This window comes from Citrobacter sp. Cpo126 (assembly GCF_030332445.1).
GTDB classification, from domain to species: domain Bacteria; phylum Pseudomonadota; class Gammaproteobacteria; order Enterobacterales; family Enterobacteriaceae; genus Citrobacter; species Citrobacter portucalensis.
Genome location: NZ_JAOWHT010000021.1, coordinates 26249 through 52278, shown reverse-complemented (window position 1 = coordinate 52278; position 26030 = coordinate 26249). Strand labels below are relative to the sequence as shown.

The window sequence follows — 26030 nt, the reverse complement described above, 5'->3', positions numbered from 1 at the left end:
GCTACTTATTCACAACATAATCGCTGCTTTATCGCACAATCTATTCATTTTTTGAATGCTTTAATTGCCATTTAAGCGATTTTAGGAAACCATTCGCAACAATCATTGCAGTGCCGTGGTGTTTTTGGCGCCAACCGTAAAGCGGTCGGTGCCGCATGGCCTGTTATGGCATAACAAGATGTACCCATAACGAGAACCGGTAATACCGGACAGCATGCAAACACATCAAGAGGATTTATGGCTGAGAACAAACCTGAGCTACAGCGTGGGCTGGAGGCTCGTCACATCGAATTAATTGCCCTTGGGGGCACTATTGGCGTTGGGCTATTTATGGGGGCCGCCAGTACCCTGAAATGGGCGGGACCTTCGGTTCTGCTGGCGTATATCGTCGCCGGGCTGTTCGTGTTTTTCATTATGCGTTCTATGGGGGAGATGTTATTCCTCGAGCCGGTTGCAGGTTCATTCGCTGTTTACGCTCACCGTTATATGAGCCCCTTCTTTGGCTATCTCACCGCCTGGTCATACTGGTTTATGTGGATGGCTGTGGGGATCTCAGAGATTACCGCCATCGGGGTGTATGTGCAGTTCTGGTTTCCGGAAATGGCGCAATGGATACCCGCACTGATCGCGGTCGGACTGGTTGCGTTGGCAAACCTCGCTGCGGTTCGCCTGTATGGTGAAATTGAGTTCTGGTTTGCCATGATCAAAGTGACCACCATCATTGTGATGATTGTCATTGGGGTTGGGGTGATTTTCTTCGGCTTTGGCAATGGTGGCCAGGCGATTGGTTTTGGCAACCTGACCGAGCACGGTGGCTTCTTTGCTGGGGGCTGGAAGGGCTTCCTGACGGCATTGTGTATTGTTGTGGCGTCTTACCAGGGCGTGGAGCTGATCGGCATCACTGCAGGGGAAGCGAAGAATCCACAGGTCACGCTGCGTAGCGCGGTGGGTAAAGTGTTGTGGCGCATTCTGATTTTCTACGTTGGTGCGATTTTTGTCATCGTCACTATTTTCCCGTGGAATGAGATTGGCAGCAACGGCAGCCCGTTTGTTCTCACCTTTGCCAAGATTGGTATTACTGCTGCGGCAGGGATTATTAACTTTGTGGTGCTGACGGCGGCGCTGTCTGGCTGTAACAGCGGCATGTACAGCTGTGGGCGTATGCTCTACGCGCTGGCAAAGAATCGCCAGCTTCCTGCCGTTGTTGGAAAAGTATCACGCCATGGCGTGCCGGTTGCCGGAGTGGCTATTTCTATCGCGATCCTGCTGATTGGCTCATGCCTGAACTACATCATTCCTAACCCGCAGCGCGTGTTTGTTTATGTCTATAGTGCCAGCGTGTTGCCGGGGATGGTGCCGTGGTTTGTGATCCTGATAAGCCAGTTGCGTTTCCGTCAGGCGCATAAAGCGGCGATTGCCAGTCATCCATTCCGCTCCATTCTGTTCCCGTGGGCGAATTATTTGACGATGGCGTTCCTGATTTGTGTATTAATTGGCATGTACTTTAATGAAGATACCCGAATGTCGCTTTTTGTTGGCATGGGTTTCTTACTGGCCGTGACGCTCATTTATAAGGTTTTTGGTCTGAATCGTCATGGCACAGCCCATAAATTGCGGGAATAAGCGACAAAACGCACAAACCATGACCAAACGATAATTTATTTTAAAAAAGCACTAGACAGAAGACCGAGACCTCCGTAATATCCAGCCCCGCAACGGCGCTAAGCGCCCGTAGCTCAGCTGGATAGAGCGCTGCCCTCCGGAGGCAGAGGTCTCAGGTTCGAATCCTGTCGGGCGCACCATTTAGTAGGGTGCCAGAGCTGCGGTGGTTTTAATACCGCGTAAAAGATTTGCAGTGGTGGCTATAGCTCAGTTGGTAGAGCCCTGGATTGTGATTCCAGTTGTCGTGGGTTCGAATCCCATTAGCCACCCCATTAATTTAAAGTTGTGAAATGCGAAGGTGGCGGAATTGGTAGACGCGCTAGCTTCAGGTGTTAGTGTCCTTAGGATGTGGGGGTTCGAGTCCCCCCCCTCGCACCACGACTTAAAGAATTGAACTAAAAATTCAAAAAGCAGTAAAACGGCGAGTAGCGCAGCTTGGTAGCGCAACTGGTTTGGGACCAGTGGGTCGGAGGTTCGAATCCTCTCTCGCCGACCAATTTTGAACCCCGCTTCGGCGGGGTTTTTTGTTTTCAGATTTTCCCTTCTTAGCCTGCGCATCTGCGAATTTCCTGAAGTCTTAAAAAGTCCGAATACCTGGTTTTTGCAGTGCAATCGTGGCATGCGTTGTGCAATAATATGCGGGTAGATGCTCATTCCATCTCTTATGTTCGCCATCTGGCCTCATAAACTCAGGAATGATGCAGAGCCGTTTACGGTGCTTATCGTCCACAGACAGATGTCGCTCAGGCCTCATCAAACACCATGGACATAACGTTGAGTGAAGCACCCATTTATGTTGTCATACAGACCTGTTTAACGCCTGCTCCTTACCGAGCGGGCGTTTTTTTATGCATAAACAAAATCCTTCAAGTGACTTCTCGAAGGATTTTGTTTATGCGATTGAAAAATATGTAGGCCCGGTAAGCGAGGCGCCACCGGGCAAGAGGGAATTACTGCGGGGGATTGTTGTTCTGCAGCGTCAACATCAGGCCATCACGGCGCATGGTGGCAGCTTCTTCCGGCTGGTGCAATCTGTCCAGCGCGTCAGCAAGCCAGGCGTAGTCATAGGCATCCGGGCGCTGTTTGAGAGCGGCACGGAAGGCGAGCGTAGCTTCCTGCCATTCCCCATGCTTCATTAACGACTGACCCAGCGTACTCCACAGCAACGGGCGATCGCCCACGGCTTTAATCTGCTGGCGCAGCACTTTTTCTATCTGTTCCGGATTATTGGTTTTCAGACGCGGGATCGGCAGCACCAGGCGGTCATCGTACTGACGTTTCAAACCATCAATGATGACCTGCTGCGCCGTATCGTGATCGTCACACTCAATCAGATGTTCAGCCATCGCTACCTGCAAAGCAACCTGATGACGGGTTTTACGGCTCTGGTTTTTCCACCATGCACGCAGCCCCTCGCTGCCCTGATCGGCGCGGACTTGATCCATCAAGCCAACCCATGCCTGTTGTTCCAGCATGGCGCGGTGCTCATCATCACCCACATGCGCTTTTGCCATGGATGGGATGATATCCAGCAAGGAACTCCATGCGCCGGTGCGAATGTAGGCCTGCTCAGCCAGACGCAGCACTTCCGGATGACGTGGCGTCACTTCCAGCAGTTTGTCTACGCTGTGGCGTGCGGCGTGATTTTCATTACGCGCCAGTTGCAGGCGAACGCGAGCGATTTCTACCGGGATCGTATCATTTCCGGCCAGTTCGGCAGCACGCTCAAGGTGTTGGTTGGCGCGCGCTTCGTCACCGCGCTGCTGAGCCGCTTCTGCCGCCAGCAGGTAATTCACTACCGGCTGTTCTGCATGATCGGCATTTTTCGACATCAGCTTCTCAACCTGCTGATAGTCACCTTCTGCCAGTTTGAGCAGCGCCTGTTCGGTCTGTTTACGGGCGCGACGACGCTTACGACCCACAAACCACCCACGGGTATGTGCGCCGGTGCGGAAAATTCGGCGCAACAGCCATTCAATCGCGAACAGGACGACCATGGCGACGATCAGGATGATCACCAGGCCCGTCACGCTGGTTTCGATATTGTAATTATCCGTCTGGATCAGCACGTAGCCCTGATGACCGGCAATCATCGGACCGACAACGATCCCGGCTATCAACAGCACAAAGAGCAATAATACTTTTAGCATCATTATTCTCCTTGCGGCGCAGTTGCCGGAGCGTCTGCTGCAGGTGCAGGTGCAGGTGCAGGTGCAGGTGCTGTGGCAGGCTGCGCCAGTAAATTACGTACGCGGGTTTGCATTAACTTGTCGAGAATAGCCTGGCTCTGCAGCGTTTCCGGAACATCCATACTGATGCTTTGCTGGCTCAGTTGGTCTACTTCTTCAAGGAACGCTTTGGTCGCTGCATCGTCGGTGTCGTAGTAAGCACGCACCCATGTGGAGACATTTTCCAGCGCCTGGCGGTATGTCTCTTCCTGATGACGCGGCACGGCCTGGGCGGCTACTAACAGACGAGAACGGATGTTCTCACGTAAGTAAACATCCTGGTTCGGTGCCAGCAGCGGGACGGCGGTTTCATCACGACGGCGAATAGTGATAAAGCTGTCCATAAAGTTCTGCCAGCTTTTTTGCAGATTGACGCGCCATTCGCTAATCGAACTGGAAAGCTCGCTGCTGTCAGAGTCCATTGGAGAATCGTCGGTGTCGTTGTCGGCCAGACGCAGGTTATCAATCTGATTAGAGAGCTGATTCACTTTCAGGATAATGCCGTCATAGTCGACCTGAGTCACCGCGGACAGGCTCGCGATGTCGTCAGTAATCGCACGTCGCGCGGTAATTAAGCTCGGGTCGTTCATATCTGCCAGGCTCGCATCGGCGCTTTTCAACAGCGCAGCGGCGGTGGTGACGTCCTGATCGCTCCATAATTTACGACCGGCCAGTTTCACCAGAAAATCAGCCTGCGCCAGCAGCCATGTGCCCGCATCGCTGCCGGAGATGGTGGCGACTTTTTGCTGGACTTCATCAAGCTGTTTGACCAGCGTGGCCTGCTGGCGAGTGGCTTCATCCAGCTGTGTTGCCTGCTGTTTAATAATGCCTTCCAGCTCAGCTTTTTGACTTTCCTGCGCTTTTTGCAGCGCCGTCAGCTGGTTCGCCAGCGCATCGCTGGTTGCCGTTTGTGTTGTTGCCTGTTGTTTCCCCCAGCCGTACAGCCCAACGCCTGCAGCCAGCGCAATAGCAATCGCCACAGCGCTCAGAATCAGCGCCGTGCTGTTCTTACTCTTTTTTTCAGTATTGACTGGCTGTGACGTGGTTTCCACGGCCTCCCTGGTCTCTTCAACCACGGCGGAGGATTTTTCTTGTTCCGTCATTATGGCATCCCATTATGAGAGTTATTGTAATGCGCGTAGTAGCGCATCGTTGTCGGCGTTATCAGCGACCTTAATATCTTGCCAGCCCAGTTCCCGGGCGAGGTGCGCCAGACGCTCACTGACGACCAACAGCCGACAGCGTAGTAACCAGTGCTCACGATACCACTGCGGAATGAGCGACCAGAGCTGTTGTAGCATCTCTCCGCTGGTGACAACCACCGTGGTTACGCCACGGGATTGCCAGCGCATCGCTTCTTCCGCACCATCGTAATGTTTTGCACTGCGTTGATAACATTCACAAAAATCGACATCGGCTCCGCGTGCCGTCAGGGTTTCACCTATCAGCTCCCGGCCACCGTTGCCGCGTAATATAAGCGCGCGTTTTCCCGCAATATTTTGTAATTCAGGTAATTGTAGCAAGACTTCGCTAATTTCCCGATCCAGAGGGTAGTGAATATTGAAGCCGCTAACAGTATGCAGCGCCAGCGCCGTTGTACGGCCAATGGCAAAATAACGTGGAAGAGATGGCCAGCTTTTCTCTTGCTGCTGAAGCTCGGCATCTGCAAAGGTAACGGCGTGCTGCGAGAGGGCGAAGACCAGATCGTTCTCCGTCAGCGCCGACAGTCGGGAAGCAACCGTTGCCAGCTCCCGACCAGGTGAAAACTCGATGAGCGGAAAACTCCAGGCCACCTGCCCCAGTGTGCGCAGTCGGCTCACTAACTCTTCCCCTGCGGGAGACGGGCGGGTGACCAGAATACTCATGCGGGGGCTTCTCCGTTATAAACTTCCGCCAGAATGGCGCGCGCACCGTTCTCCAGCAGTTCTTCTGCCAGAGAGATACCCATCTGTTCGGCATCCTGTGTGGCGCCGCGACGTTCTCCGCATACCATCTGTGAACCGTCTGGCGCGCCGACCAGCGCACGTAGCCAAATCTCACCGTCGATGATTTCGGCATAGCTACCAATAGGTACCTGACATCCCCCTTCCAGGCGGGTGTTCATGGCGCGTTCTGCTTTGACGCGTAGCGCGGTCTCTTCATGGTTGAGCGGCGCTAACAGCGCCTGAGTGCGCATATCATCCAGTCGACATTCTATGCCTACTGCGCCTTGCCCGACAGCGGGCAGGGAGACTTCCGGCGGCAGAGCGGTGCGGACTCGCGACTCAAGACCTAAACGTTTTAATCCGGCGACCGCCAGAATAATGGCGTCATAATCGCCGTTATCCAGTTTGCTGAGGCGCGTGCCTACGTTGCCGCGCAGCGAACGGATGACGAGATCCGGGCGACGCTTCGCCAACTGGCACTGGCGACGCAAACTGGATGTCCCGACGATGCTGCCTGCGGGGAGTTCATCCAACGTGTTGTACTTATTTGAGACGAAAGCATCGCGCGGATCCTCTCGCTCACAAATGGTGACCAGCCCAAGACCGTCAGGGAATTCAACCGGCACATCCTTCATGGAATGCACGGCGATATCGGCGCGTTTTTCCAGCAGCGCGACTTCCAGCTCTTTAACAAACAACCCTTTCCCCCCGACCTTCGCCAGTGGGGTATCAAGGATCACATCGCCACGGGTTACCATAGGAACCAGTTCCACGATCAGACCGGGGTGGTTTGCCATTAAGGCGTCTTTGACATAATGTGCCTGCCAGAGCGCAAGGGGGCTTTGGCGTGTGGCAATTCTCAAAACATTGTCTAACATGCTTGTTACCGTCATTATCAATCATTGACCATCCTAACATCCTTATCAAAGGGATGTCAGCGTTACGCTCAAACGTAAGTGAGAGGAAAAGGCGCTGCATCATCACTGGCAGTGAATAATGACGAGAAACCTCCCGACCGTATGAAGGAATTTACACGTAACGAACGGTGCTACACTTGTATGTAGCGCATCTTTCTTTACGGTCAATGAGCAAGGTGTTAAATTGATCACGTTTTAGACCATTTTTTCGGCTGTACAGCATAAAAAAATATGGCCGAAAAACAGGTAACGGTTATTTTTGACATACGGTTTATCCGAATTGATGACGATTATTGTGCGCGCTTGCGCCGCAGCAATCGACAACATGACGGGTAGCAACATCAGGCGATACGTCTTGTACCTCTATATTGAGACTCTGAAACAGAGACTGGATGCCATAAATCAACTGCGTGTGGATCGCGCGCTTGCTGCCATGGGACCTGCCTTCCAGCAGGTATACAGTCTGCTGCCGACATTATTGCACTACCACCATCCGCTGATGCCGGGTTACCTCGATGGTAACGTTCCCAAAGGCATATGCTTTTACACGCCTGATGAAACCCAACGCCACTACCTGAACGAACTGGAACTGTACCGCGGTATGTCGCCGCAGGATCCTCCCAAGGGCGAACTGCCGATCACCGGCGTTTACTCAATGGGCAGCACCTCTTCGGTAGGGCAAAGCTGTTCCTCTGACCTTGATATCTGGGTCTGCCATCAATCCTGGCTGGATAGCGAAGAGCGCCAGCTGCTGCAGCGTAAATGTAGCCTGCTGGAAAGCTGGGCCGCTTCGCTGGGCGTTGAAGTCAGTTTCTTCCTGATTGATGAAAACCGTTTCCGTCACAATGAAAGCGGCAGTCTGGGTGGTGAAGACTGTGGCTCGACGCAGCATATCCTGTTGCTTGATGAATTCTATCGCACCGCTGTGCGTCTCGCGGGTAAACGTATTCTGTGGAATATGGTGCCGGGCGACGAAGAAGAGCATTACGACGATTACGTCATGACGCTCTACGCACAGGGGGTGCTAACGCCAAACGAATGGCTGGATCTCGGCGGACTCAGTTCGCTCTCCGCCGAAGAATACTTTGGCGCCAGCCTGTGGCAGCTGTACAAGAGTATCGACTCCCCTTACAAGGCGGTGCTGAAAACGCTGCTGCTGGAAGCCTATTCCTGGGAATACCCCAATCCGCGCCTGTTGGCGAAAGATATAAAACAGCGCCTGCACGATGGCGAGATCGTCTCTTTTGGTCTCGATCCTTACTGCATGATGCTGGAGCGTGTTACCGAGTACCTCACGGCAATCGAAGACCCGACGCGACTGGATTTAGTGCGTCGATGTTTTTACTTAAAAGTGTGTGAGAAACTGAGCCGTGAGCGCGCCTGCGTGGGCTGGCGTCGTGAAGTATTAAGTCAGTTAGTGAAAGAGTGGGGCTGGGATGACGCCCGTCTGACCATGCTGGATAACCGTGCTAACTGGAAGATTGACCAGGTACGCGAAGCACATAACGAACTGCTCGATGCGATGATGCAGAGCTATCGTAACCTGATCCGCTTTGCGCGGCGCAATAACCTCAGCGTCAGCGCCAGCCCGCAGGATATCGGCGTGCTGACCCGTAAGCTGTATGCCGCGTTTGAAGCGTTGCCGGGTAAAGTCACGCTGGTGAACCCACAGATATCTCCGGATCTCTCGGAACCGAATTTGACCTTTATCCATGTACCGCCGGGTCGTGCCAACCGTTCAGGTTGGTATCTCTACAACCGCGCGCCTAACATGGACTCGATAATCAGCCATCAGCCGCTGGAATATAACCGCTATCTCAACAAGCTGGTGGCGTGGGCCTGGTTCAACGGCCTGCTGACCTCGCGTACGCATTTGTTTATTAAGGGCAACGGCATTGTTGATTTGCCGAAGCTGCAGGAAATGGTCGCCGACGTGTCGCACCACTTCCCGCTGCGACTGCCTGCACCAACGCCGAAAGCGCTCTATAGCCCATGCGAAATTCGCCATCTGGCGATTATCGTTAACCTCGAATATGACCCAACGGCCGCATTCCGTAATCAGGTGGTACATTTTGATTTCCGTAAGCTGGACGTCTTCAGCTTTGGCGAAGAGCAAAATTGCCTGGTAGGAAGCGTCGACCTGCTGTACCGCAACTCGTGGAATGAAGTGCGTACGCTGCACTTCAACGGCGAGCAGGCGATGATTGAAGCGTTAAAAACGATTCTGGGCAAAATGCACCAGGATGCCGCGCCGCCGGATAGCGTTGAGGTCTTCTGCTATAGCCAGCATCTGCGCGGTTTAATTCGCACCCGTGTGCAGCAACTGGTGTCTGAGTGTATCGAATTACGCCTCTCCAGCACTCGTCAGGAAACCGGACGCTTCAAAGCGCTGCGCGTTTCCGGGCAGACGTGGGGACTGTTCTTCGAGCGCCTGAACGTTTCGGTACAGAAGCTGGAAAACGCAATTGAATTCTATGGCGCGATTTCACATAACAAACTGCACGGGCTTTCCGTCCAGGTTGAGACCAACCATGTGAAACTGCCGTCGGTGGTCGACGGTTTTGCCAGTGAAGGGATTATTCAGTTCTTTTTCGAAGAAACGGGTGATGAGCAGGGCTTTAATATCTACATTCTGGACGAAAGCAATCGGGCCGAGGTGTATCACCACTGCGAAGGTAGCAAAGAGGAACTGGTACGCGATGTCAGCCGTTTCTACTCATCATCGCACGATCGCTTTACCTACGGCTCCAGCTTCATCAACTTTAACCTGCCGCAGTTCTATCAGATTGTGAAAACCGACGGGCGCGCGCAGGTGATTCCGTTCCGCACCCAGCCGATTAGCGCTGTTCCGCCAGCCAGTCAGGACAACGACACGCCGCTGTTACAGCAGTATTTCTCGTGAGTTAACTTGCCCGGTGGCGCGACGCTTACCGGGCTAAAGTAGGCCGGATAAGCAAAGCGCATCCGGCACTAAAGCTTAGCGGAAGCTCACCTCTTCATCCGCCTGCTGTGTTGCCGCTTGTTCCAACAGATCCCAGAACGTTTCGCCGCTTCGGTCGCAGATCCACTCGTCGCCTTTCAGGTCAAAGTGGTAGCCGCCTTGTTTGGTTGCCAGCCACACCTGGTGCAGCGGCTCCTGACGGTTAATAATGATTTTGCTGCCGTTTTCGAAGCTAATGGTCAGCACGCCGCCGTTGATCTCACAATCGATATCGCTGTCGCCGTCCCAGTCATCCAGACGTTCTTCAATGGTCATCCAAAGGGTGTCAGCAAGGCGATGAAATTCACTGTCGTTCATTTTCTTATCCTGTTTTTCGTGATGCCCGCAGTATAACGTGGAATAAATCGCGATGCAGTTTTTAGCCAAACTCTTGCTTTTACGCCTTCTCCTGCGATGATAGAAAACAGAAAGCATGAACTTTACAGGCAATCCATAATGAAAAACGTGTTAAAGCCACTCGCTGTCATTTTTACTCTGTTCAGCCTTACGGGCTGTGGGTTAAAAGGCCCGCTCTATTTCCCGCCAGCTGATAAAACCGCGCCGCCTCCGACCAAGAGCGTTCAGCCGCAATCGCAATCCACCACGCCTGAGAAAAACGATCGTGGGATTAGTGATGGGCCTTCTCAGGTGAATTACTAACGGCAGGAATAGATTTTACATTTCTGTACCCGCGTGAACGGAGTGAATGATGCAATTCTCTAAAATGCATGGCCTTGGCAACGATTTTATGGTCGTCGACGCGGTAACGCAGAATGTCTTTTTCTCACCAGAGCTGATCCGCCGCCTGGCCGACAGACATCTCGGCGTTGGATTTGATCAACTGCTGGTGGTTGAGCCTCCGTATGATCCGGAGCTGGATTTCCACTACCGTATTTTTAATGCCGACGGCAGTGAAGTGTCACAGTGTGGCAATGGCGCCCGCTGTTTTGCCCGTTTTGTTCGCCTGAAAGGGCTGACTAATAAACGTGATATTCGCGTCAGTACCGCGAATGGTCGTATGGTATTAACCGTAACCGACGACGAACTGGTGCGGGTGAATATGGGCGAACCCAATTTTGAACCCTCGCAGGTTCCTTTTCGCGCTAACAAAGCAGAGAAGACCTATATTATGCGCGCGGCCGAACAGACAGTATTGTGCGGCGTGGTTTCAATGGGGAACCCGCACTGCGTGATTCAGGTTGATGATGTTGATACGGCCACGGTAGAAACACTGGGACCGGTTCTGGAAAGCCACGAACGCTTCCCTGAGCGCGCCAATATCGGATTTATGCAGGTGGTAAAACGCGAGCATATCCGACTGCGCGTCTATGAGCGCGGCGCGGGTGAAACGCAGGCCTGCGGCAGCGGTGCGTGCGCTGCCGTTGCGGTCGGTATCCAGCAGGGTCTGCTGGCAGAAGAAGTGAGGGTGGAATTACCGGGCGGTCGACTTGATATCGCCTGGAAAGGTCCGGGTCATCCGCTGTATATGACTGGCCCGGCGGCACATGTCTACGACGGATTTATTCACTTATGAAGCAACCAGGGGAAGAACTACAGGAAACGCTCATGGAGCTGGACGACCGGGCGGTCGTCGATTACCTGCAACGTAATCCTGAGTTTTTTATCCGTAATGCCCAGGCCGTTGAAGCGATGCGAGTTCCGCACCCAGTGCGGGGCACGGTCTCTTTAGTGGAATGGCATATGGCGCGGGCACGTAATCATATTAACGTGCTGGAAGAGAACATGGCGTTGTTGATGGAACAAGCCAACGCCAATGAAAGCCTGTTCTATCGTCTGTTAAATCTGCAAGGACGGCTGGTGTCGGCCAGCAGTCTTGACGACATGCTGATGCGATTTCATCGCTGGGCGCGTGAGTTAGGGCTGGCCGGAGCGACGGTTCGTCTGTTCCCGGATCGCTGGCGACTTGGCGCGCCATCAAAATTCACCCATCTGGCATTAAGCCGTCAGGCTTTTGAACCGCTGCGTATCCAGCGTCTGGGTCAGTCACAGCACTATCTTGGGCCGCTCAATGGTCCGGAATTGCTGGTCATGATGCCGGAGGCGAAAGCCATAGGTTCGGTGGCGATGTCGATGCTCGGGCAAGATGGCTCTCTGGGCGTGATGCTGTTCAGCAGCCGTGACGTTAATCATTACCAGCAGGGGCAAGGCACGCAATTGCTGCAGGAAATCTCGCTGATGTTGCCGGAACTGCTGGAGCGCTGGATTGAACGCGTATGACCGATTCACCCCTTTCTCAGGATGTGGCGCGCTTTTTGCGCTATCTGGGCGTTGAGCGTCAGCTTAGCCCGGTCACATTGCTTAATTATCAGCGTCAGCTTGATGCCATCATTGCGTTAGCCGGAGAGACCGGTCTGCAAAGCTGGCAACAATGTGATGCTGCGATGGTACGTAGTTTTGCTGTTCGCAGCCGTCGTAAAGGACTGGGGCCGGCGAGTCTGGCACTGCGTCTCTCCGCGTTACGCAGTTTCTTCGATTGGCTGGTTAATCAGGGCGAGCTGAAAGCCAATCCGGCAAAAAGCGTTTCCGCGCCTAAAGCACCGCGTCATCTCCCTAAAAATATCGATGTCGACGATGTTAATCGTCTGCTGGATATCGATCTCAACGATCCCCTTGCTGTGCGCGATAGAGCAATGCTGGAAGTGATGTACGGCGCGGGTCTGCGTTTATCTGAGTTGGTTGGGCTGGATATTAAACATCTCGACCTCGACACCGGCGAAGTGTGGGTGATGGGTAAGGGCAGTAAAGAGCGTCGCCTGCCGATTGGCCGCAACGCGGTGGCGTGGATTGAGCACTGGCTGGATCTACGCGGGCTATTTGGTAGCGATGACGATGCGCTATTTCTGTCCAAACTGGGCAAACGCATCTCGGCGCGTAATGTGCAGAAACGCTTTGCTGAATGGGGTATCAAGCAGGGGCTGAACAGCCACGTACATCCCCACAAATTGCGTCACTCCTTTGCGACGCATATGCTGGAGTCGAGCGGCGATCTGCGCGGAGTGCAGGAGTTATTGGGTCATGCCAATCTCTCCACGACTCAAATCTATACCCATCTTGATTTTCAACACCTGGCTTCAGTGTACGATGCGGCGCATCCGCGCGCCAAACGGGGGAAATAATGCGTTTTTACCGGCCTTTGGGGCGCATTTCTGCGCTCACCTTTGACCTTGATGACACCCTTTACGATAACCGTCCTGTTATCACACGCACCGAGCAGGAAGCGCTCGCGTTTGTACAGAATTACCATCCGGCGTTGAATTCGCTGCAAAATAGCGACCTACAGCGCTTACGTCAGGCCGTTCGCGACGCCGAGCCGGAAATCTACCACGATGTTACCCAATGGCGTCACCGGGCCGTAGAACGCGCTATGCTGGAAGCTGGGTTGTCAGCGGCAGAAGCCAGAATGGGGGCGAATGCGGCGATGATGAATTTTGCCAAATGGCGTAGCCGCATTGAAGTCCCGCAGACGACGCATGACACGCTGAAGGCGCTGGCCCGCAAATGGCCGCTGGTGGCGATCACCAACGGTAACGCGCAGCCGGAACTGTTTGGGCTGGGTGATTACTTTGAGTTTGTGCTGCGCGCCGGTCCCGACGGGCGATCAAAACCCTTTAGCGACATGTACACCTTGGCGGCGGAAAAACTGAAAATGCCTGTGGGTGAGATTCTGCACGTGGGTGATGACCTGACGACGGACGTCGCGGGCGCCATCCGTTGTGGTATGCAGGCCTGCTGGATCAAACCGGAAAATGCCGACCTGATGCAAACCGCAGACAGTCGTTTGCTTCCGCATATCGAAATTTCACAGTTGGCATCTCTGACCTCGCTGATATAATCACCAGCAGAACTCTGTATATATACCCAGCTTTTTGGCGGATGGCGCTACGCTTATCCGCCTTACCTACTTTTACGCGGCGGTGCCAATGGACGTTTCTTACCTGCTCGACAGCCTTAATGATAAACAGCGTGAAGCGGTGGCCGCGCCACGCAGCAACATGCTGGTTCTGGCAGGCGCGGGGAGTGGTAAAACGCGCGTGCTGGTGCACCGTATCGCCTGGTTACTGACGGTTGAGAACAACTCGCCGTACTCCATTATGGCGGTGACCTTTACCAACAAAGCGGCGGCGGAAATGCGCCACCGTATCGGCCAGATCATGGGAACCAGCCAGGGCGGTATGTGGGTAGGTACATTCCACGGTCTGGCCCACCGTCTGCTGCGCGCGCACCATATGGATGCGAACCTGCCGCAGGATTTTCAGATCCTCGACAGTGAAGACCAACTGCGTTTGCTCAAGCGTCTGATCAAGGCGATGAACCTTGATGAGAAGCAGTGGCCGCCGCGTCAGGCGATGTGGTTCATCAACAGCCAGAAAGACGAAGGGCTGCGTCCGCATCATCTGCAAAGCTACGGCAACCCGGTTGAGCAAACCTGGCAGAAAGTGTATCAGGCTTACCAGGAAGCGTGTGACCGCGCGGGGCTGGTGGATTTCGCCGAGCTGCTGCTGCGCGCCCACGAGCTGTGGCTCAACAAACCGCATATCCTGCAGCACTACCGCGAACGTTTTACCAATATCCTTGTGGACGAATTCCAGGATACCAACAACATTCAGTACGCGTGGATCCGCCTGCTGGCGGGCGATACCGGCAAGGTAATGATCGTCGGCGATGACGATCAGTCAATCTACGGCTGGCGCGGAGCGCAGGTGGAGAACATCCAGCGCTTTCTCACGGATTTCCCCGGCGCAGAAACTATTCGCCTGGAGCAGAACTACCGCTCGACTAACAATATCCTCAGCGCGGCCAACGCCCTGATTGAAAACAACAACGGGCGTCTGGGTAAAAAGCTGTGGACCGATGGCGTCGACGGCGAGCCGATCTCGCTGTATTGCGCGTTCAACGAACTCGATGAAGCGCGCTTTGTGGTCAATCGTATCAAGACCTGGCAGGACAACGGCGGTGCGCTGGAACAATGCGCCATTCTGTATCGCAGCAACGCCCAGTCGCGCGTACTGGAAGAGGCGTTGTTACAAGCCAGCATGCCGTATCGGATTTATGGCGGGATGCGCTTCTTCGAACGCCAGGAAATCAAAGATGCGCTCTCTTACCTGCGCCTGATCGCCAACCGCAATGACGACGCCGCGTTTGAGCGCGTGGTGAATACGCCCACCCGCGGGATTGGCGATCGTACTTTAGACGTGGTGCGTCAGACCTCCCGTGACCGCCAGCTAACGTTGTGGCAGGCCTGTCGTGAGCTGTTGCAGGAAAAAGCTCTCGCGGGTCGCGCCGCCAGCGCCTTACAGCGCTTTATGGAGCTGATTGACGCACTGGCGCAGGAGACCGCCGATATGCCGCTGCACGTGCAGACTGACCGGGTGATTAAAGACTCCGGCCTGCGCATGATGTACGAGCAGGAAAAAGGCGAGAAAGGCCAGACGCGTATCGAAAACTTAGACGAACTGGTGACGGCAACGCGCCAGTTCAGCTACAACGAAGAAGACGAAGACTTAATGCCGCTGCAGGCGTTCCTGTCTCACGCCGCGCTGGAAGCGGGCGAAGGGCAGGCGGATACCTGGCAGGATGCGGTACAGCTGATGACGCTGCACTCGGCGAAAGGTCTGGAGTTCCCGCAGGTGTTTATCGTCGGGATGGAAGAAGGTATGTTCCCCAGCCAGATGTCGCTGGACGAAGGCGGTCGCCTCGAAGAAGAGCGCCGCCTGGCTTACGTAGGCGTGACCCGCGCAATGCAAAAGCTGACGCTGACCTACGCCGAAACGCGTCGTCTGTACGGCAAAGAGGTTTACCATCGTCCGTCGCGCTTTATCGGCGAACTGCCGGAAGCGTGTGTTGAAGAGGTTCGCCTGCGCGCCACTGTCAGCCGCCCGGTGAGCCATCAGCGGATGGGCACGCCAATGGCGGAAAATGATACCGGCTATAAGCTCGGCCAGCGCGTTCGCCACGCTAAATTTGGCGAGGGCACCATCGTCAACCTGGAAGGAAGCGGCGAACACAGTCGTTTGCAGGTCGCGTTCCAGGGGCAGGGGATCAAATGGCTGGTTGCCGCCTACGCCAGACTGGAAACGGTATGATCGCCTGATGTCGCTGCGCTTATCAGGCCTACGCGGAACGTAATATTTTGATTTGTAGGCCGGATAAGGCGAAGCCGCCATCCGGCTATCTGTCGGTTAATATTCTGAAATCATAGATAAATAATTCCCCTCTGCTAACCTTTCTGTATAAGGGGAAATTATTACTTTTTCGCCATCCGTTGCGTGTTGACGTCAAAATTTTGCTGGCGTAACATGCGCGCACGATTACGCTAAGAGGACATTCGCCTTGGACACACCCAGTAGATACTGGCTCATTATCCTGTCATCCAGGATCAACTCCTAAGGCTATCCCTTTTTGCTGATAGCCTTCGCGGTTGTCAGCGACCTTCTGTTTTTTCCCGTCGCGCTGAGTCAGGCTGTTTAATGGTCTGAAACCCAATTTGTTTCTGTGTGCCCTCCGAACTGTCCGATAATTTTTTGCATTGGGAGTCCCGGTCATGCTGAGCGCATTTCAACTGGAAAACAATCGTTTAACTCGCCTTGAGGCAGACGAGATCGAGCACCTGGCCAGTTCGGTTTGGGTCGATTTAGTCGAGCCGGATGACGAAGAACGAAACCGTGTGCAAAAGGACTTGGGCCAGAATCTGGCTACGCGCCCTGAACTGGAAGACATCGAAGCATCCGCACGTTTTTTTGAAGACGAAGACGGTCTGCACATCCACTCCTTCTTCTTTTACGAAGACGCCGACGATCACGCGGGTAACTCAACCGTCGCATTTACCATTCGCGAAGGCCGCCTGTTTACTCTGCGCGAGCGCGAACTGCCGGCTTTCCGCCTGTACCGCATGCGTGCGCGTAACCAGGCGATGGTGGATGGCAACGCCTACGAGCTGTTGCTCGACCTGTTCGAAACCAAAATTGAACAGCTGGCGGATGAGATCGAAAACATCTACAGCGACCTGGAAAAACTCAGCCGTGTGATCATGGAAGGGCGTCAGGGCGATGAATATGATGAAGCGCTGTCGACGCTGGCGGAACAGGAAGATATCGGCTGGAAAGTACGTCTGTGTCTGATGGATACCCAGCGCGCGCTGAACTTCCTGGTGCGTAAAGCGCGTTTGCCGGGCAGTCAGCTGGAGCAGGCGCGTGAGATCCTGCGCGATATCGAGTCACTGCTGCCGCATAATGAATCGCTGTTCCAGAAGGTTAACTTCCTGATGCAGGCGGCGATGGGTTTTATCAACATCGAGCAGAACCGCATCATCAAGATCTTCTCGGTGGTTTCTGTGGTATTCCTGCCGCCGACGCTGGTGGCTTCCAGCTACGGGATGAACTTTGAGTTTATGCCGGAATTGCACTGGAGCTTCGGTTACCCGGGCGCGATTGTCTTTATGATGCTCGCGGGACTGGCGCCGTATCTGTACTTTAAGCGCAAGAACTGGCTGTAATAACTGTACTTATCCGGCCTACGGCGATGTGCTTTTGTAGGCCGGATAAGCGAAGCGCCATCCGACACTCCCCTAGCTCCGACGAACCCGTCGTTGCGTATAAATCGCATCCATCACGAAAATCGCCAGCGCCACCCAGATAAACGCAAACGTGACCATTTTATCCGTTCCCGGGACTTCACCGTAGAAGGTGACGGCCAACAGGAACATCAGCGTAGGCCCGATATACTGGAAGAATCCCAGCGTGGACAGACGCAGGCGGGTTGCCGCGCCGGTAAAGCACAGCAGTGGAATGGTGGTCACGACACCCGCGGCAATCAGCAGCAGGTTGAGCGACATGGGGTTTTGCCCCATATGGCTGGTTGAGCTGTCCGCAATGCCAAACAGATAGATGGCGGCGACAGGTAAAAGCCACAGGGTTTCGATCAGCATGCCGGTTTGTGCTTCGACGGCAATCTTCTTGCGCACCAGCCCATAGAATGCAAAGCTGAACGCCAGTCCCAGCGCGATTATTGGCAGCGATCCGAAGGTCCACAGCTGTACCAGCACGCCGCAGGCGGCTAACAGTACCGCCAGCCACTGCATGCGACGAAAGCGCTCACCGAGGAATAGCATTCCCAGCACAATATTCACCAGTGGGTTAATAAAATAGCCGAGGCTGGCTTCCAGCATATGGTGATTATTGACCGCCCAAATGAACAGCAGCCAGTTTCCGCCGATGAGCACTGCAGAGAGCGCCAGCAGGAAGATCTTCTTTGGCGTTTGTAGCAGCGTTTTGACGCCTGACCACTGGCGGCTGATGCTCATCAGTACCACCATAAAGAAAAATGACCAGATGACGCGGTGCGTCAGGATCTCATCCGCCGGGACATAGTAAATCAGCTTGAAGTAGGCGGGAGCGATACCCCAAATAAAATAAGCAGCAAGAGCGAGTAGCACGCCCTGCCGCGTTTGTTTAGCATCCATCGGGAAAACTCATTGCAGAAATGTAACAGCAGTTTACCTTTTTTTAGGCACTTACCCCACCATATAAGTGGCGGTTGCGCTGGCAATATAAAGCTGTTCTTCGTTATGCAATTCCACGCGCGCAACAGCGACTTTATTACCCGCCCGCAGCAGGCTACTGGTGGCGGTAAAGCGATTCCCTCTTCCGGGGCGCAGATAATCAACACGCAAATCGATTGTACCCATGCGTGACATCCGCTGACGCAGTTCGTCCTCGCTGATTGTTTCATGGCGGGTCAGCGTACTCCCAACGCATACCAGCCCGGCGGCGACGTCCAGCGCCGAGGCGATCACGCCGCCATGCAGAATGCTTTGCGCCCAGTTGCCGACCATCATCGGTTGGTTATTAAAGGCTAATTGAGCAAATTCTTTCTCATAGCGTTCGAGCTCTAGTCCCAGCGCCCGGTTAAACGGCATATGATAGACAAACATTTCACCCACTAACTTCAGCGCTTCCTCAGCAGTAAGTACGGCAGACATACGATCCCTACATCTCGGTGGTTAATGAAATGTTGATATTATGCTTATTATTTGTTGTTTTCTACTTTAGGACGGGATAACTAACGAGTAACTAGCTAAGTATGTAGAATACTTGCCAGATAATTATACAATTCATCAATATTTTGGTTCAGGAGAACATTACCGATGCGGGCGATTCTGGGATGGTTACTACCAGCAATTATGCTGCCGTTGACCGCGTATGCGCAGGAAGCGACAGTGAAAGAGATTCATGATGCACCGGCGGTTCGTGGCAGTATTATCGCCAATATGCTGCAGGAACATGACAACCCTTTCACGCTTTATCCTTATGATACCAACTATCTTATTTACACCAATACCAGCGACATGAACAAAGAGGCGATCAGCAGTTATAGCTGGTCCGAAAATGCGCGCAAAGATGAGGTTAAGTTTCAGCTAAGCCTGGCGTTTCCGCTCTGGCGCGGGATATTAGGCCCAAACTCGGTACTTGGTGGTTCCTATACCCAGAAGTCCTGGTGGCAGCTTTCGAACAGTGAAGAGTCTTCACCGTTTCGCGAAACCAACTACGAACCGCAGTTGTTCCTAGGTTTCGCCACCGACTATCGCTTTGCCGGTTGGACTCTTCGTGATGTCGAAATGGGTTATAACCATGACTCCAACGGCCGTTCCGATCCCACGTCACGTAGCTGGAACCGTCTTTATACCCGTCTGATGGCTGAAAATGGTAACTGGCTGGTGGAAGTTAAGCCGTGGTACGTGATTGGTAGCACCGACGATAACCCTGATATCACTAAATACATGGGCTACTATCAGCTGAAAATGGGATATCACCTGGGTGACGCGGTTATCAGCGTGAAAGGCCAGTACAACTGGAATACCGGCTACGGCGGCGCAGAGCTGGGGGCCAGTTACCCCATCACGAAGCATGTGCGTCTATACACTCAGGTCTACAGTGGTTACGGCGAATCGCTGATTGACTACAACTTCAATCAGACGCGTGTTGGTGTGGGCGTGATGCTCAACGATATCTTCTGATAAGTATTGAGAGTATTTTAATCATTGCAGTTTCTCTCTCAGGCGCTGAAAATAGCGCCTGTTTTTATTTCGGGCGAATGGGGTTAATGTGGCGCAGGCGGAAGTGTTGAATCTGGAAATGGGCGCTAAACAGGTTTTGCAGGAAACCTTTGGCTACCAACAGTTTCGCCCCGGTCAGGAAGAAATCATTGATACCGTGCTCTCTGGTCGCGACTGCCTGGTCGTTATGCCGACCGGCGGCGGTAAATCCCTGTGCTATCAAATTCCCGCATTATTGCTAAACGGACTCACCGTTGTTGTTTCCCCGCTGATTTCCCTGATGAAAGATCAGGTCGATCAACTGCTAGCCAACGGCGTGGCGGCGGCGTGCCTGAATTCTACTCAAAGTCGTGAACAACAGCTTGAGGTGATGGCGGGCTGTCGCAGCGGGCAGATTCGCTTACTGTATATTGCGCCCGAACGCCTGATGCTGGATAACTTCCTTGAGCATCTGGCGCACTGGAATCCGGTGCTGCTGGCGGTTGATGAAGCGCACTGTATTTCGCAGTGGGGGCATGATTTCCGCCCCGAGTACGCTGCGCTGGGCCAGCTGCGTCAGCGTTTCCCGAAGCTACCGTTTGTGGCGCTGACCGCGACCGCGGATGAGACAACCCGGCTGGACATTGTGCGTCTGCTGGGACTGAACGATCCGTTAATTCAGATCAGCAGCTTTGACCGCCCGAACATTCGCTACATGCTGATGGAGAAGTTTAAGCCGCTCGATCAGCTGATGCGCTACGTGCAAGAGCAGCGCGGTAAGTCTGGCATTATCTATTGTAACAGTCGCGCCAAAGTCGAAGACACCGCCGCGCGTCTGCAAAGCCGTGGCATCAGCGCCGGGGCTTATCATGCCGGGCTGGAAAACGCCGTACGCGCCGAGGTGCAGGAGAAATTCCAGCGTGATGACCTACAAATCGTAGTGGCGACCGTGGCGTTCGGTATGGGGATCAACAAACCTAACGTACGCTTCGTGGTGCATTTCGATATTCCGCGTAACATCGAATCCTATTACCAGGAAACCGGCCGCGCCGGGCGTGATGGCCTGCCGGCGGAAGCGATGCTGTTTTACGATCCGGCTGATATGGCATGGCTACGCCGTTGCCTCGAAGAGAAACCCGCCGGGCAACTGCTGGATATCGAACGTCATAAGCTCAATGCGATGGGGGCGTTTGCCGAGGCGCAGACCTGTCGTCGTCTGGTGTTGCTGAACTATTTTGGCGAAGGGCGCCAGGAGCCGTGTGGCAACTGCGATATCTGTCTCGACCCGCCAAAACAGTACGACGGACTTATGGATGCGCGCAAAGCGCTGTCGACGATTTACCGTGTTAACCAACGCTTCGGCATGGGGTACGTCGTGGAAGTGCTGCGCGGAGCGAATAACCAGCGTATTCGCGAACTGGCCCATGACAAACTGCCGGTCTATGGCATTGGTCGCGAGCAAAGCCACGAACACTGGGTGAGCGTTATTCGCCAGCTTATTCACCTGGGCCTGGTGACGCAGAATATTGCTCATCACTCCGCGTTACAGCTAACAGAAGCCGCGCGTCCGGTGTTGCGCGGTGACGTTGCGTTACAGCTTGCTGTACCACGTATTGTGGCGCTGAAACCGCGTGCGATGCAGAAATCCTTCGGTGGTAACTACGACCGCAAACTGTTCGCCAAATTGCGTAAGCTGCGTAAAGCCATTGCCGACGAAGAGAACATTCCGCCGTACGTGGTGTTCAACGACGCCACGCTGATTGAAATGGCGGAGCAGATGCCGGTTTCACCGAGTGAAATGCTAAGCGTCAACGGTGTGGGGATGCGTAAACTGGAGCGTTTCGGTAAAGAGTTTATGGCGCTTATTCGCGCACACGTTGATGGTGACGACGAAGAGTAGTCAGCCGGGCAAAAAAGTGCCAGGATGGTGACTCACTGAACTATTCCCCCGCGAGTCATTTTTATGTTAACGCTATTTTTCACCGTTGCGTTGGTGCATATCGTTGCGCTGATGAGCCCCGGTCCCGATTTCTTTTTTGTTTCTCAAACTGCGGTTAGCCGTTCGCGCAAAGAAGCTATGATGGGCGTGCTGGGCATTACCTGCGGCGTCATGGTCTGGGCTGGCGTGGCACTGCTCGGCCTGCATCTGATTATCGAAAAAATGGCCTGGCTGCATACCATTATTATGGTCGGCGGGGGGCTGTATCTGTGCTGGATGGGTTATCAGATGCTGCGCGGCGCGTTTAAAAAACAGGATGTTGCAGCGCCCACTCCGCAGGTGGAGCTGGCGCAGAGCGGACGCAGCTTTTTGAAAGGTCTGCTGACCAACCTGGCGAACCCTAAAGCCATTATCTATTTTGGCTCCGTCTTCTCATTGTTCGTTGGCGACAACGTGGGAACGGGCGCGCGCTGGGGGATCTTTGCTCTGATTATCGTGGAAACGCTGGCGTGGTTTACCGTGGTCGCCAGCCTGTTTGCGCTCCCGAAAATGCGTCGTGGCTATCAGCGTCTGGCGAAGTGGATTGATGGTTTTGCCGGCGCGCTGTTCGCAGGCTTCGGTATCCATCTGATTATTTCGCGCTAAGTTTGTTGCCCGCCTGGGAGTCCCAGGCGGTATGCGGCTTATTGCGCAAGCTTCTGTAGCTCATCCTTCGAAAGGCCGGTCATTTCCATAATCGCGTCGGTATCAAGACCCCGTTTTAGCATCGCTTTTGCTACATCAGTAAGGGCAATGCGCCTCCCCTCTTCACGGCCTATCTGCTTTAGTTGATCCGCCATTGTCATCAGTTTGTCTCCATGCTGCGGCACCCGCTGTGCCAGCTTATACAATAATGTCTGAACATCTTGTGTATTCCCTGCTTGCACCATGTAGTTTACCAGCACGGTTATTTGTTGTCCGCTCATCTTCTCCAGCATAAACAGGCGGGTAAGTTTATCCAGCAACTGCGCCATGTCGCGCTGGCGAATGTGTTTTTGTACTAATGTCAGTGCCGCCATGCTGCGATGCTGCATGATCTCATCATCTGGAATAACCGTCACATCCACCAACGGAAATGGTGTGCTGTAAAGTTGAAGGGCGGTTCCAGAATCCTCAAAGTGATCCAGCCAGTTCATTGAGCCTTGCCATGGGCTTTGCTTGCCATGGTAAAAGAGCACTGGAATAACCAGCGGCAGAGTGTCGTTTCCAGCCTCAAGATGACGCTGCATCGCTGCGATAGCGTAGCGCATCAGGCGAAATGACATGTGCTTATCCGGTGAGCTTTGATGCTCAATGAGCACATGTACATAGCCATGTCCGCTGGTGGTTTCCAGTGAGTAGAGAATATCGCTGAAATAGGGGCGCAGATCGTCCTCCACAAAACTGCCTGATTCCAGACGGAGCGTTTCCAGTTTGCATATTTTGATTAACGAGGGAGGAAGATGAAGTTCGATAAAGTCCCGCGCGGTTTCCACGCGGGAGAGGAAGGTTTTAAATACTGCGTCATGTGGTGTTGCTACTTCCGCCATCGTTAATCATCCGTGAGTGGTGAATATGGCAGCATTCTGGCATTAGCAATCAACGTCTAACAGTACAGGATAAAAGGCTTTTCTCCCTTTGCGGCGAAGTACGAAAAGCCATGTTCAGAGGCTCTTACAGATAGCATTTCATTGCGAGCGACGTTCCATTTGCTAGGCATGCCTTGCCGATGCCAGCAGGGCGCCTATCAGCATAAACAGCGAGCCAAACACTTTGTTGAGCGCCTTCATTTGCTTTGGCCCTTTAATCCAGCCAGCAATGCGCGTGGCCAACGTCGCGTAACCGATCATCACAATGATATCGACCACGATGGTCGTGACGCCAAGCACCACGTACTGCATCAACTGCGGTTCCTGCGGCAGGATGAACTGCGGGAACAGAGCGGCAAGAAAAACTATGCTCTTGGGATTGGTCAGATTAACAAAGACCGCGCGTTTGAACAGCCGGCTGCGCGATTGCGTATTCGCCATGGTATTCAGATCGATAGCACCCGCCGCGCGCCATTGTTGAATACCCAGCCAAATCAGATAGGCCGCTCCCGCCCACTTCAGCACCTCAAATGCGATCACCGAACGTGAAAATAGCGTTCCCAGTCCTACGCCAACCAGAACGATATGAATACCCAACCCGGTCTGCAAACCCGCAATCGACGCGCTGGCACCGCGATATCCGTGGCTGATGGCGGTGGTCATGGTATTGATTGCGCCAGAGCCTGGGGACAAGCTCAAAATAATAGAGGTCAGCAGGTAGGCGAACCACCATTCAAAGGTCATGAGAAACTCCCGGATTGTCTATTTTTATGCCACAATACGCTACTGCCGTTAGGTTGTGTCAGTGACGGCGAAAAAAACGATTTTACTTGGTCAGCGAGGCTGGATACCCGATGTTTCAGCAGCAAAAAGACTGGGAAACAAGAGAAAACGCGTTTGCTGCTTTTTCCATGGGGCCACTGACAGATTTCTGGCGTCAGCGGGAAGAAGCGGAATTTACGGGCGTGGATGATATTCCCGTACATTTTGTTCGTTTTCATGCAGAAAAAAACGATCGCGTCATCGTCGTCTGTCCTGGACGCATTGAAAGCTACGTGAAATACGCTGAACTGGCGTATGACCTGTTTCATTCTGGTTTTGACGTTCTCATTATCGATCACCGTGGCCAGGGGCGTTCCGGGCGTATGCTTTCGGATCCGCATCGCGGTCATGTCGATAACTTTAATGATTATGTCGACGATCTAACCGCCTTCTGGCAGCAGGAAGTGCTACCCGGCCCGTGGAGAAAACGCTATATCCTGGCGCATTCAATGGGCGGGGCGATTGCCACGTTATTCCTGCAGCGCCACCCGAATCAGTGTGATGCCATCGCGCTTTGCGCACCGATGTTTGGTATTGTGATGCGCTTTCCCGACTGGATGGTGCGCCATATACTGGACTGGGCCGAAGGGCATCCGCGGATCCGCGAAGGCTATGCGATGGGAACCGGGCGCTGGCGGGCGCTGCCGTTCGGTATGAATGCGTTAACCCATAGTCGACAGCGCTATCGGCGCAATCTACGCTTTTATGCTGATGAGCCGCGGTTGCGCGTTGGCGGTCCCACCTATCACTGGGTACGTGAAGGGATTCTGGCTGGCGAACAGGTTTTGGCTGGCGCCGGGGATGATGCGACGCCGACGCTGCTGATTCAGGCTGAAGAAGAGCGTGTGGTAGATAACCGCATGCACGATCGTTTTTGTGAACTCCGCGCCGCAGCAGGCCATCCTGTAGAAGGGGGGCAGCCGCTTGTCATCAAAGGCGCGTACCATGAGATCCTTTTTGAAAAGGACGCCATGCGCTCAGTCGCGCTTAACGCTATTGTCGAATTTTTCGACAGGCATAACTCATCCAGCGGAACCCGCTTTGCCTAGAGGTTGAATTTTCTTATGTATCAGGTTGTTGCGTCTGATTTAGACGGTACGCTGCTTTCTCCCGACCATACTCTGTCCCCTTATGCCAAAGAGACGCTGAAGTTATTGACCGCTCGCGGCGTTAACTTCGTGTTTGCGACTGGCCGTCATCATGTTGATGTGGGGCAAATTCGCGATAACCTCGGCATTAAAACCTACATGATCACGTCCAACGGCGCGCGCGTGCATGATTCTGACGGGAATCTGGTGTTTTCCCATAACCTGGATCGCGATATTGCCAGCGACCTGTTTGGCGTAGTGAATGCAAACCCGGGCATCGTGACCAACGTATATCGTGATGATGAGTGGTTTATGAATCGCCATCGTCCGGACGAAATGCGTTTCTTCAAAGAAGCGGTGTTTAACTATTCACTGTTTGAACCTGCATTACTGGAGCCTGAGGGCGTCAGCAAAGTGTTCTTCACCACCGACTCTCACGAAAGGCTACTGCCGCTGGAGCAGGCGATTAACGCCCGCTGGGGCGATCGCGTCAACGTCAGCTTCTCTACGCTTACCTGTCTGGAAGTCATGGCTGGCGGCGTATCGAAAGGTCATGCGCTGGAAGCGGTAGCAAAAGCGATGGGCTACAGCCTGAAAGACTGCATCGCCTTTGGCGACGGGATGAACGATGCGGAAATGCTCTCCATGGCAGGTAAAGGCTGCATCATGGGCAACGCCCACCAGCGCCTGAAGGATCTGCACCCGGAACTGGAAGTCATTGGTCTTAATGCCGACGATGCCGTGCCACACTATCTGCGTGAACTGTTTTTGCAGTAACCTTCTGTTCGTTAGCTGACCAGTTGTCAACTAA

24 protein-coding genes and 4 tRNA genes are annotated in these 26030 nt (G+C 53.7%); 19 read left to right on the top strand and 9 right to left on the bottom strand.

The features are described 5' to 3' along the window. Window positions 1-237: 237 nt before the first annotated feature. The 5 genes from thrP (at window position 238) to OGY17_RS02205 (ending at window position 2158) form a co-directional block, all read left to right on the top strand. Window positions 238-1623: a bifunctional threonine/serine APC transporter ThrP gene (gene thrP / locus OGY17_RS02225; protein WP_003828980.1), complete on the top strand. Its 1386-nt coding sequence runs from the start codon at window positions 238-240 to the stop codon at window positions 1621-1623. 102 nt (window positions 1624-1725) lie between these two features. After that, window positions 1726-1802: transfer RNA gene (locus OGY17_RS02220), tRNA-Arg, on the top strand. A 56-nt stretch (window positions 1803-1858) separates the two neighbouring features. After that, window positions 1859-1934 (top strand) — tRNA-His (locus OGY17_RS02215). A 20-nt stretch (window positions 1935-1954) separates the two neighbouring features. Then, window positions 1955-2040, top strand: a tRNA-Leu gene (locus OGY17_RS02210). A 41-nt stretch (window positions 2041-2081) separates the two neighbouring features. Continuing rightward, window positions 2082-2158, top strand: a tRNA-Pro gene (locus tag OGY17_RS02205). Between the two features lie 454 nt (window positions 2159-2612). Here OGY17_RS02205 and hemY read toward each other — a convergent pair. The 4 genes from hemY to hemC are packed head-to-tail and all read right to left on the bottom strand — an operon-like array spanning window position 2613 to window position 6693. After that, entirely contained in the window at window positions 2613-3812 is a 1200-nt protein-coding gene (gene hemY / locus OGY17_RS02200; protein ID WP_048215221.1) for a protoheme IX biogenesis protein HemY, read from the bottom strand. Window positions 3813-3814: 2 nt separating this feature from the next. Then, entirely contained in the window at window positions 3815-4993 is a 1179-nt protein-coding gene (gene hemX / locus OGY17_RS02195) for a uroporphyrinogen-III C-methyltransferase (protein WP_284301807.1), read from the bottom strand. A 21-nt stretch (window positions 4994-5014) separates the two neighbouring features. After that, window positions 5015-5755 (bottom strand): uroporphyrinogen-III synthase, encoded by a 741-nt coding sequence (gene hemD / locus OGY17_RS02190; protein ID WP_048237114.1) that lies wholly within the window; start codon window positions 5753-5755, stop codon window positions 5015-5017. Next, window positions 5752-6693 (bottom strand): hydroxymethylbilane synthase, encoded by a 942-nt coding sequence (gene hemC / locus OGY17_RS02185; protein WP_003841203.1) that lies wholly within the window; start codon window positions 6691-6693, stop codon window positions 5752-5754. The genes hemD and hemC overlap by 4 nt, the downstream gene beginning before the upstream one ends. 394 nt (window positions 6694-7087) lie before the next feature. Between hemC and cyaA the strand changes: the two genes are divergently transcribed. Continuing rightward, window positions 7088-9634, top strand: a complete 2547-nt coding sequence (gene cyaA, locus OGY17_RS02180; protein WP_032934207.1) for a class I adenylate cyclase — start codon at window positions 7088-7090, stop codon at window positions 9632-9634. A 75-nt stretch (window positions 9635-9709) separates the two neighbouring features. On the opposite strand, the gene cyaY is transcribed toward cyaA, so the two are convergent. Next, entirely contained in the window at window positions 9710-10030 is a 321-nt protein-coding gene (gene cyaY, locus OGY17_RS02175) for an iron donor protein CyaY (protein WP_060683019.1), read from the bottom strand. A 138-nt stretch (window positions 10031-10168) separates the two neighbouring features. On the opposite strand from cyaY, the gene lptM reads away from it, so the two are divergent. From lptM to corA, 8 genes are all read left to right on the top strand, one after another. Then, window positions 10169-10372, top strand: coding sequence for an LPS translocon maturation chaperone LptM (lptM, locus tag OGY17_RS02170; RefSeq protein WP_003017937.1), 204 nt, complete (start codon window positions 10169-10171; stop codon window positions 10370-10372). Window positions 10373-10421: 49 nt separating this feature from the next. Next, window positions 10422-11246 (top strand): diaminopimelate epimerase, encoded by an 825-nt coding sequence (gene dapF / locus OGY17_RS02165; RefSeq protein WP_003017933.1) that lies wholly within the window; start codon window positions 10422-10424, stop codon window positions 11244-11246. Beyond that, window positions 11243-11950 carry a DUF484 domain-containing protein gene (locus tag OGY17_RS02160; protein ID WP_008787084.1) on the top strand — a complete coding sequence of 236 codons (708 nt, stop codon included), beginning with the start codon at window positions 11243-11245 and terminating at the stop codon, window positions 11948-11950. The genes dapF and OGY17_RS02160 overlap by 4 nt, the downstream gene beginning before the upstream one ends. Then, window positions 11947-12849 (top strand): tyrosine recombinase XerC, encoded by a 903-nt coding sequence (xerC, locus tag OGY17_RS02155; protein WP_103015294.1) that lies wholly within the window; start codon window positions 11947-11949, stop codon window positions 12847-12849. Before OGY17_RS02160 ends, xerC begins: the two co-directional genes overlap by 4 nt. Beyond that, window positions 12849-13565: a 5-amino-6-(5-phospho-D-ribitylamino)uracil phosphatase YigB gene (gene yigB / locus OGY17_RS02150; protein ID WP_032945701.1), complete on the top strand. Its 717-nt coding sequence runs from the start codon at window positions 12849-12851 to the stop codon at window positions 13563-13565. The genes xerC and yigB overlap by 1 nt, the downstream gene beginning before the upstream one ends. An 88-nt stretch (window positions 13566-13653) precedes the next feature. Continuing rightward, entirely contained in the window at window positions 13654-15816 is a 2163-nt protein-coding gene (gene uvrD, locus OGY17_RS02145) for a DNA helicase II (protein WP_003828957.1), read from the top strand. A 247-nt stretch (window positions 15817-16063) separates the two neighbouring features. Next, window positions 16064-16120, top strand: coding sequence for a YsgD/CorL family protein (ysgD, locus tag OGY17_RS02140; protein WP_212723238.1), 57 nt, complete (start codon window positions 16064-16066; stop codon window positions 16118-16120). 154 nt (window positions 16121-16274) lie between these two features. After that, on the top strand, window positions 16275-17225 hold the full coding sequence (gene corA / locus OGY17_RS02135; RefSeq protein ID WP_006686072.1) for a magnesium/cobalt transporter CorA: 951 nt from the start codon (window positions 16275-16277) through the stop codon (window positions 17223-17225). Between the two features lie 72 nt (window positions 17226-17297). On the opposite strand, the gene rarD is transcribed toward corA, so the two are convergent. Next, window positions 17298-18191, bottom strand: coding sequence for an EamA family transporter RarD (gene rarD, locus OGY17_RS02130; protein ID WP_003828953.1), 894 nt, complete (start codon window positions 18189-18191; stop codon window positions 17298-17300). Between the two features lie 51 nt (window positions 18192-18242). Further along, window positions 18243-18710 carry an acyl-CoA thioesterase YigI gene (gene yigI, locus OGY17_RS02125; RefSeq protein ID WP_003017917.1) on the bottom strand — a complete coding sequence of 156 codons (468 nt, stop codon included), beginning with the start codon at window positions 18708-18710 and terminating at the stop codon, window positions 18243-18245. Between the two features lie 165 nt (window positions 18711-18875). Here yigI and pldA point away from each other — a divergent pair, with 165 nt between their 5' ends. The 3 genes from pldA to rhtC all read left to right on the top strand — a co-directional run bounded on the left by pldA (window position 18876) and on the right by rhtC (window position 22347). After that, window positions 18876-19745, top strand: a complete 870-nt coding sequence (gene pldA, locus OGY17_RS02120) for a phospholipase A (protein ID WP_003828947.1) — start codon at window positions 18876-18878, stop codon at window positions 19743-19745. 88 nt (window positions 19746-19833) lie between these two features. Beyond that, the gene (gene recQ / locus OGY17_RS02115) at window positions 19834-21663 is read left to right on the top strand and encodes an ATP-dependent DNA helicase RecQ (RefSeq protein ID WP_079935194.1); all 1830 of its coding nucleotides are present in this window, start codon (window positions 19834-19836) and stop codon (window positions 21661-21663) included. Between the two features lie 63 nt (window positions 21664-21726). After that, window positions 21727-22347, top strand: coding sequence for a threonine export protein RhtC (rhtC, locus tag OGY17_RS02110; RefSeq protein WP_003828942.1), 621 nt, complete (start codon window positions 21727-21729; stop codon window positions 22345-22347). 38 nt (window positions 22348-22385) lie between these two features. Here rhtC and OGY17_RS02105 read toward each other — a convergent pair whose 3' ends face one another. Beyond that, a complete protein-coding gene (locus OGY17_RS02105) occupies window positions 22386-23270 on the bottom strand; it encodes an Rpn family recombination-promoting nuclease/putative transposase (RefSeq protein WP_191215291.1) in 885 nt (294 codons plus the stop codon). Between the two features lie 162 nt (window positions 23271-23432). Next, a complete protein-coding gene (rhtB, locus tag OGY17_RS02100; RefSeq protein WP_003828938.1) occupies window positions 23433-24053 on the bottom strand; it encodes a homoserine/homoserine lactone efflux protein in 621 nt (206 codons plus the stop codon). A gap of 110 nt (window positions 24054-24163) precedes the next feature. Between rhtB and pldB the strand changes: the two genes are divergently transcribed. Next, window positions 24164-25180, top strand: coding sequence for a lysophospholipase L2 (pldB, locus tag OGY17_RS02095; RefSeq protein ID WP_191215289.1), 1017 nt, complete (start codon window positions 24164-24166; stop codon window positions 25178-25180). 15 nt (window positions 25181-25195) lie between these two features. Continuing rightward, window positions 25196-25996, top strand: coding sequence for a sugar/pyridoxal phosphate phosphatase YigL (gene yigL / locus OGY17_RS02090; protein WP_191215288.1), 801 nt, complete (start codon window positions 25196-25198; stop codon window positions 25994-25996). Window positions 25997-26030: the final 34 nt, after the last annotated feature.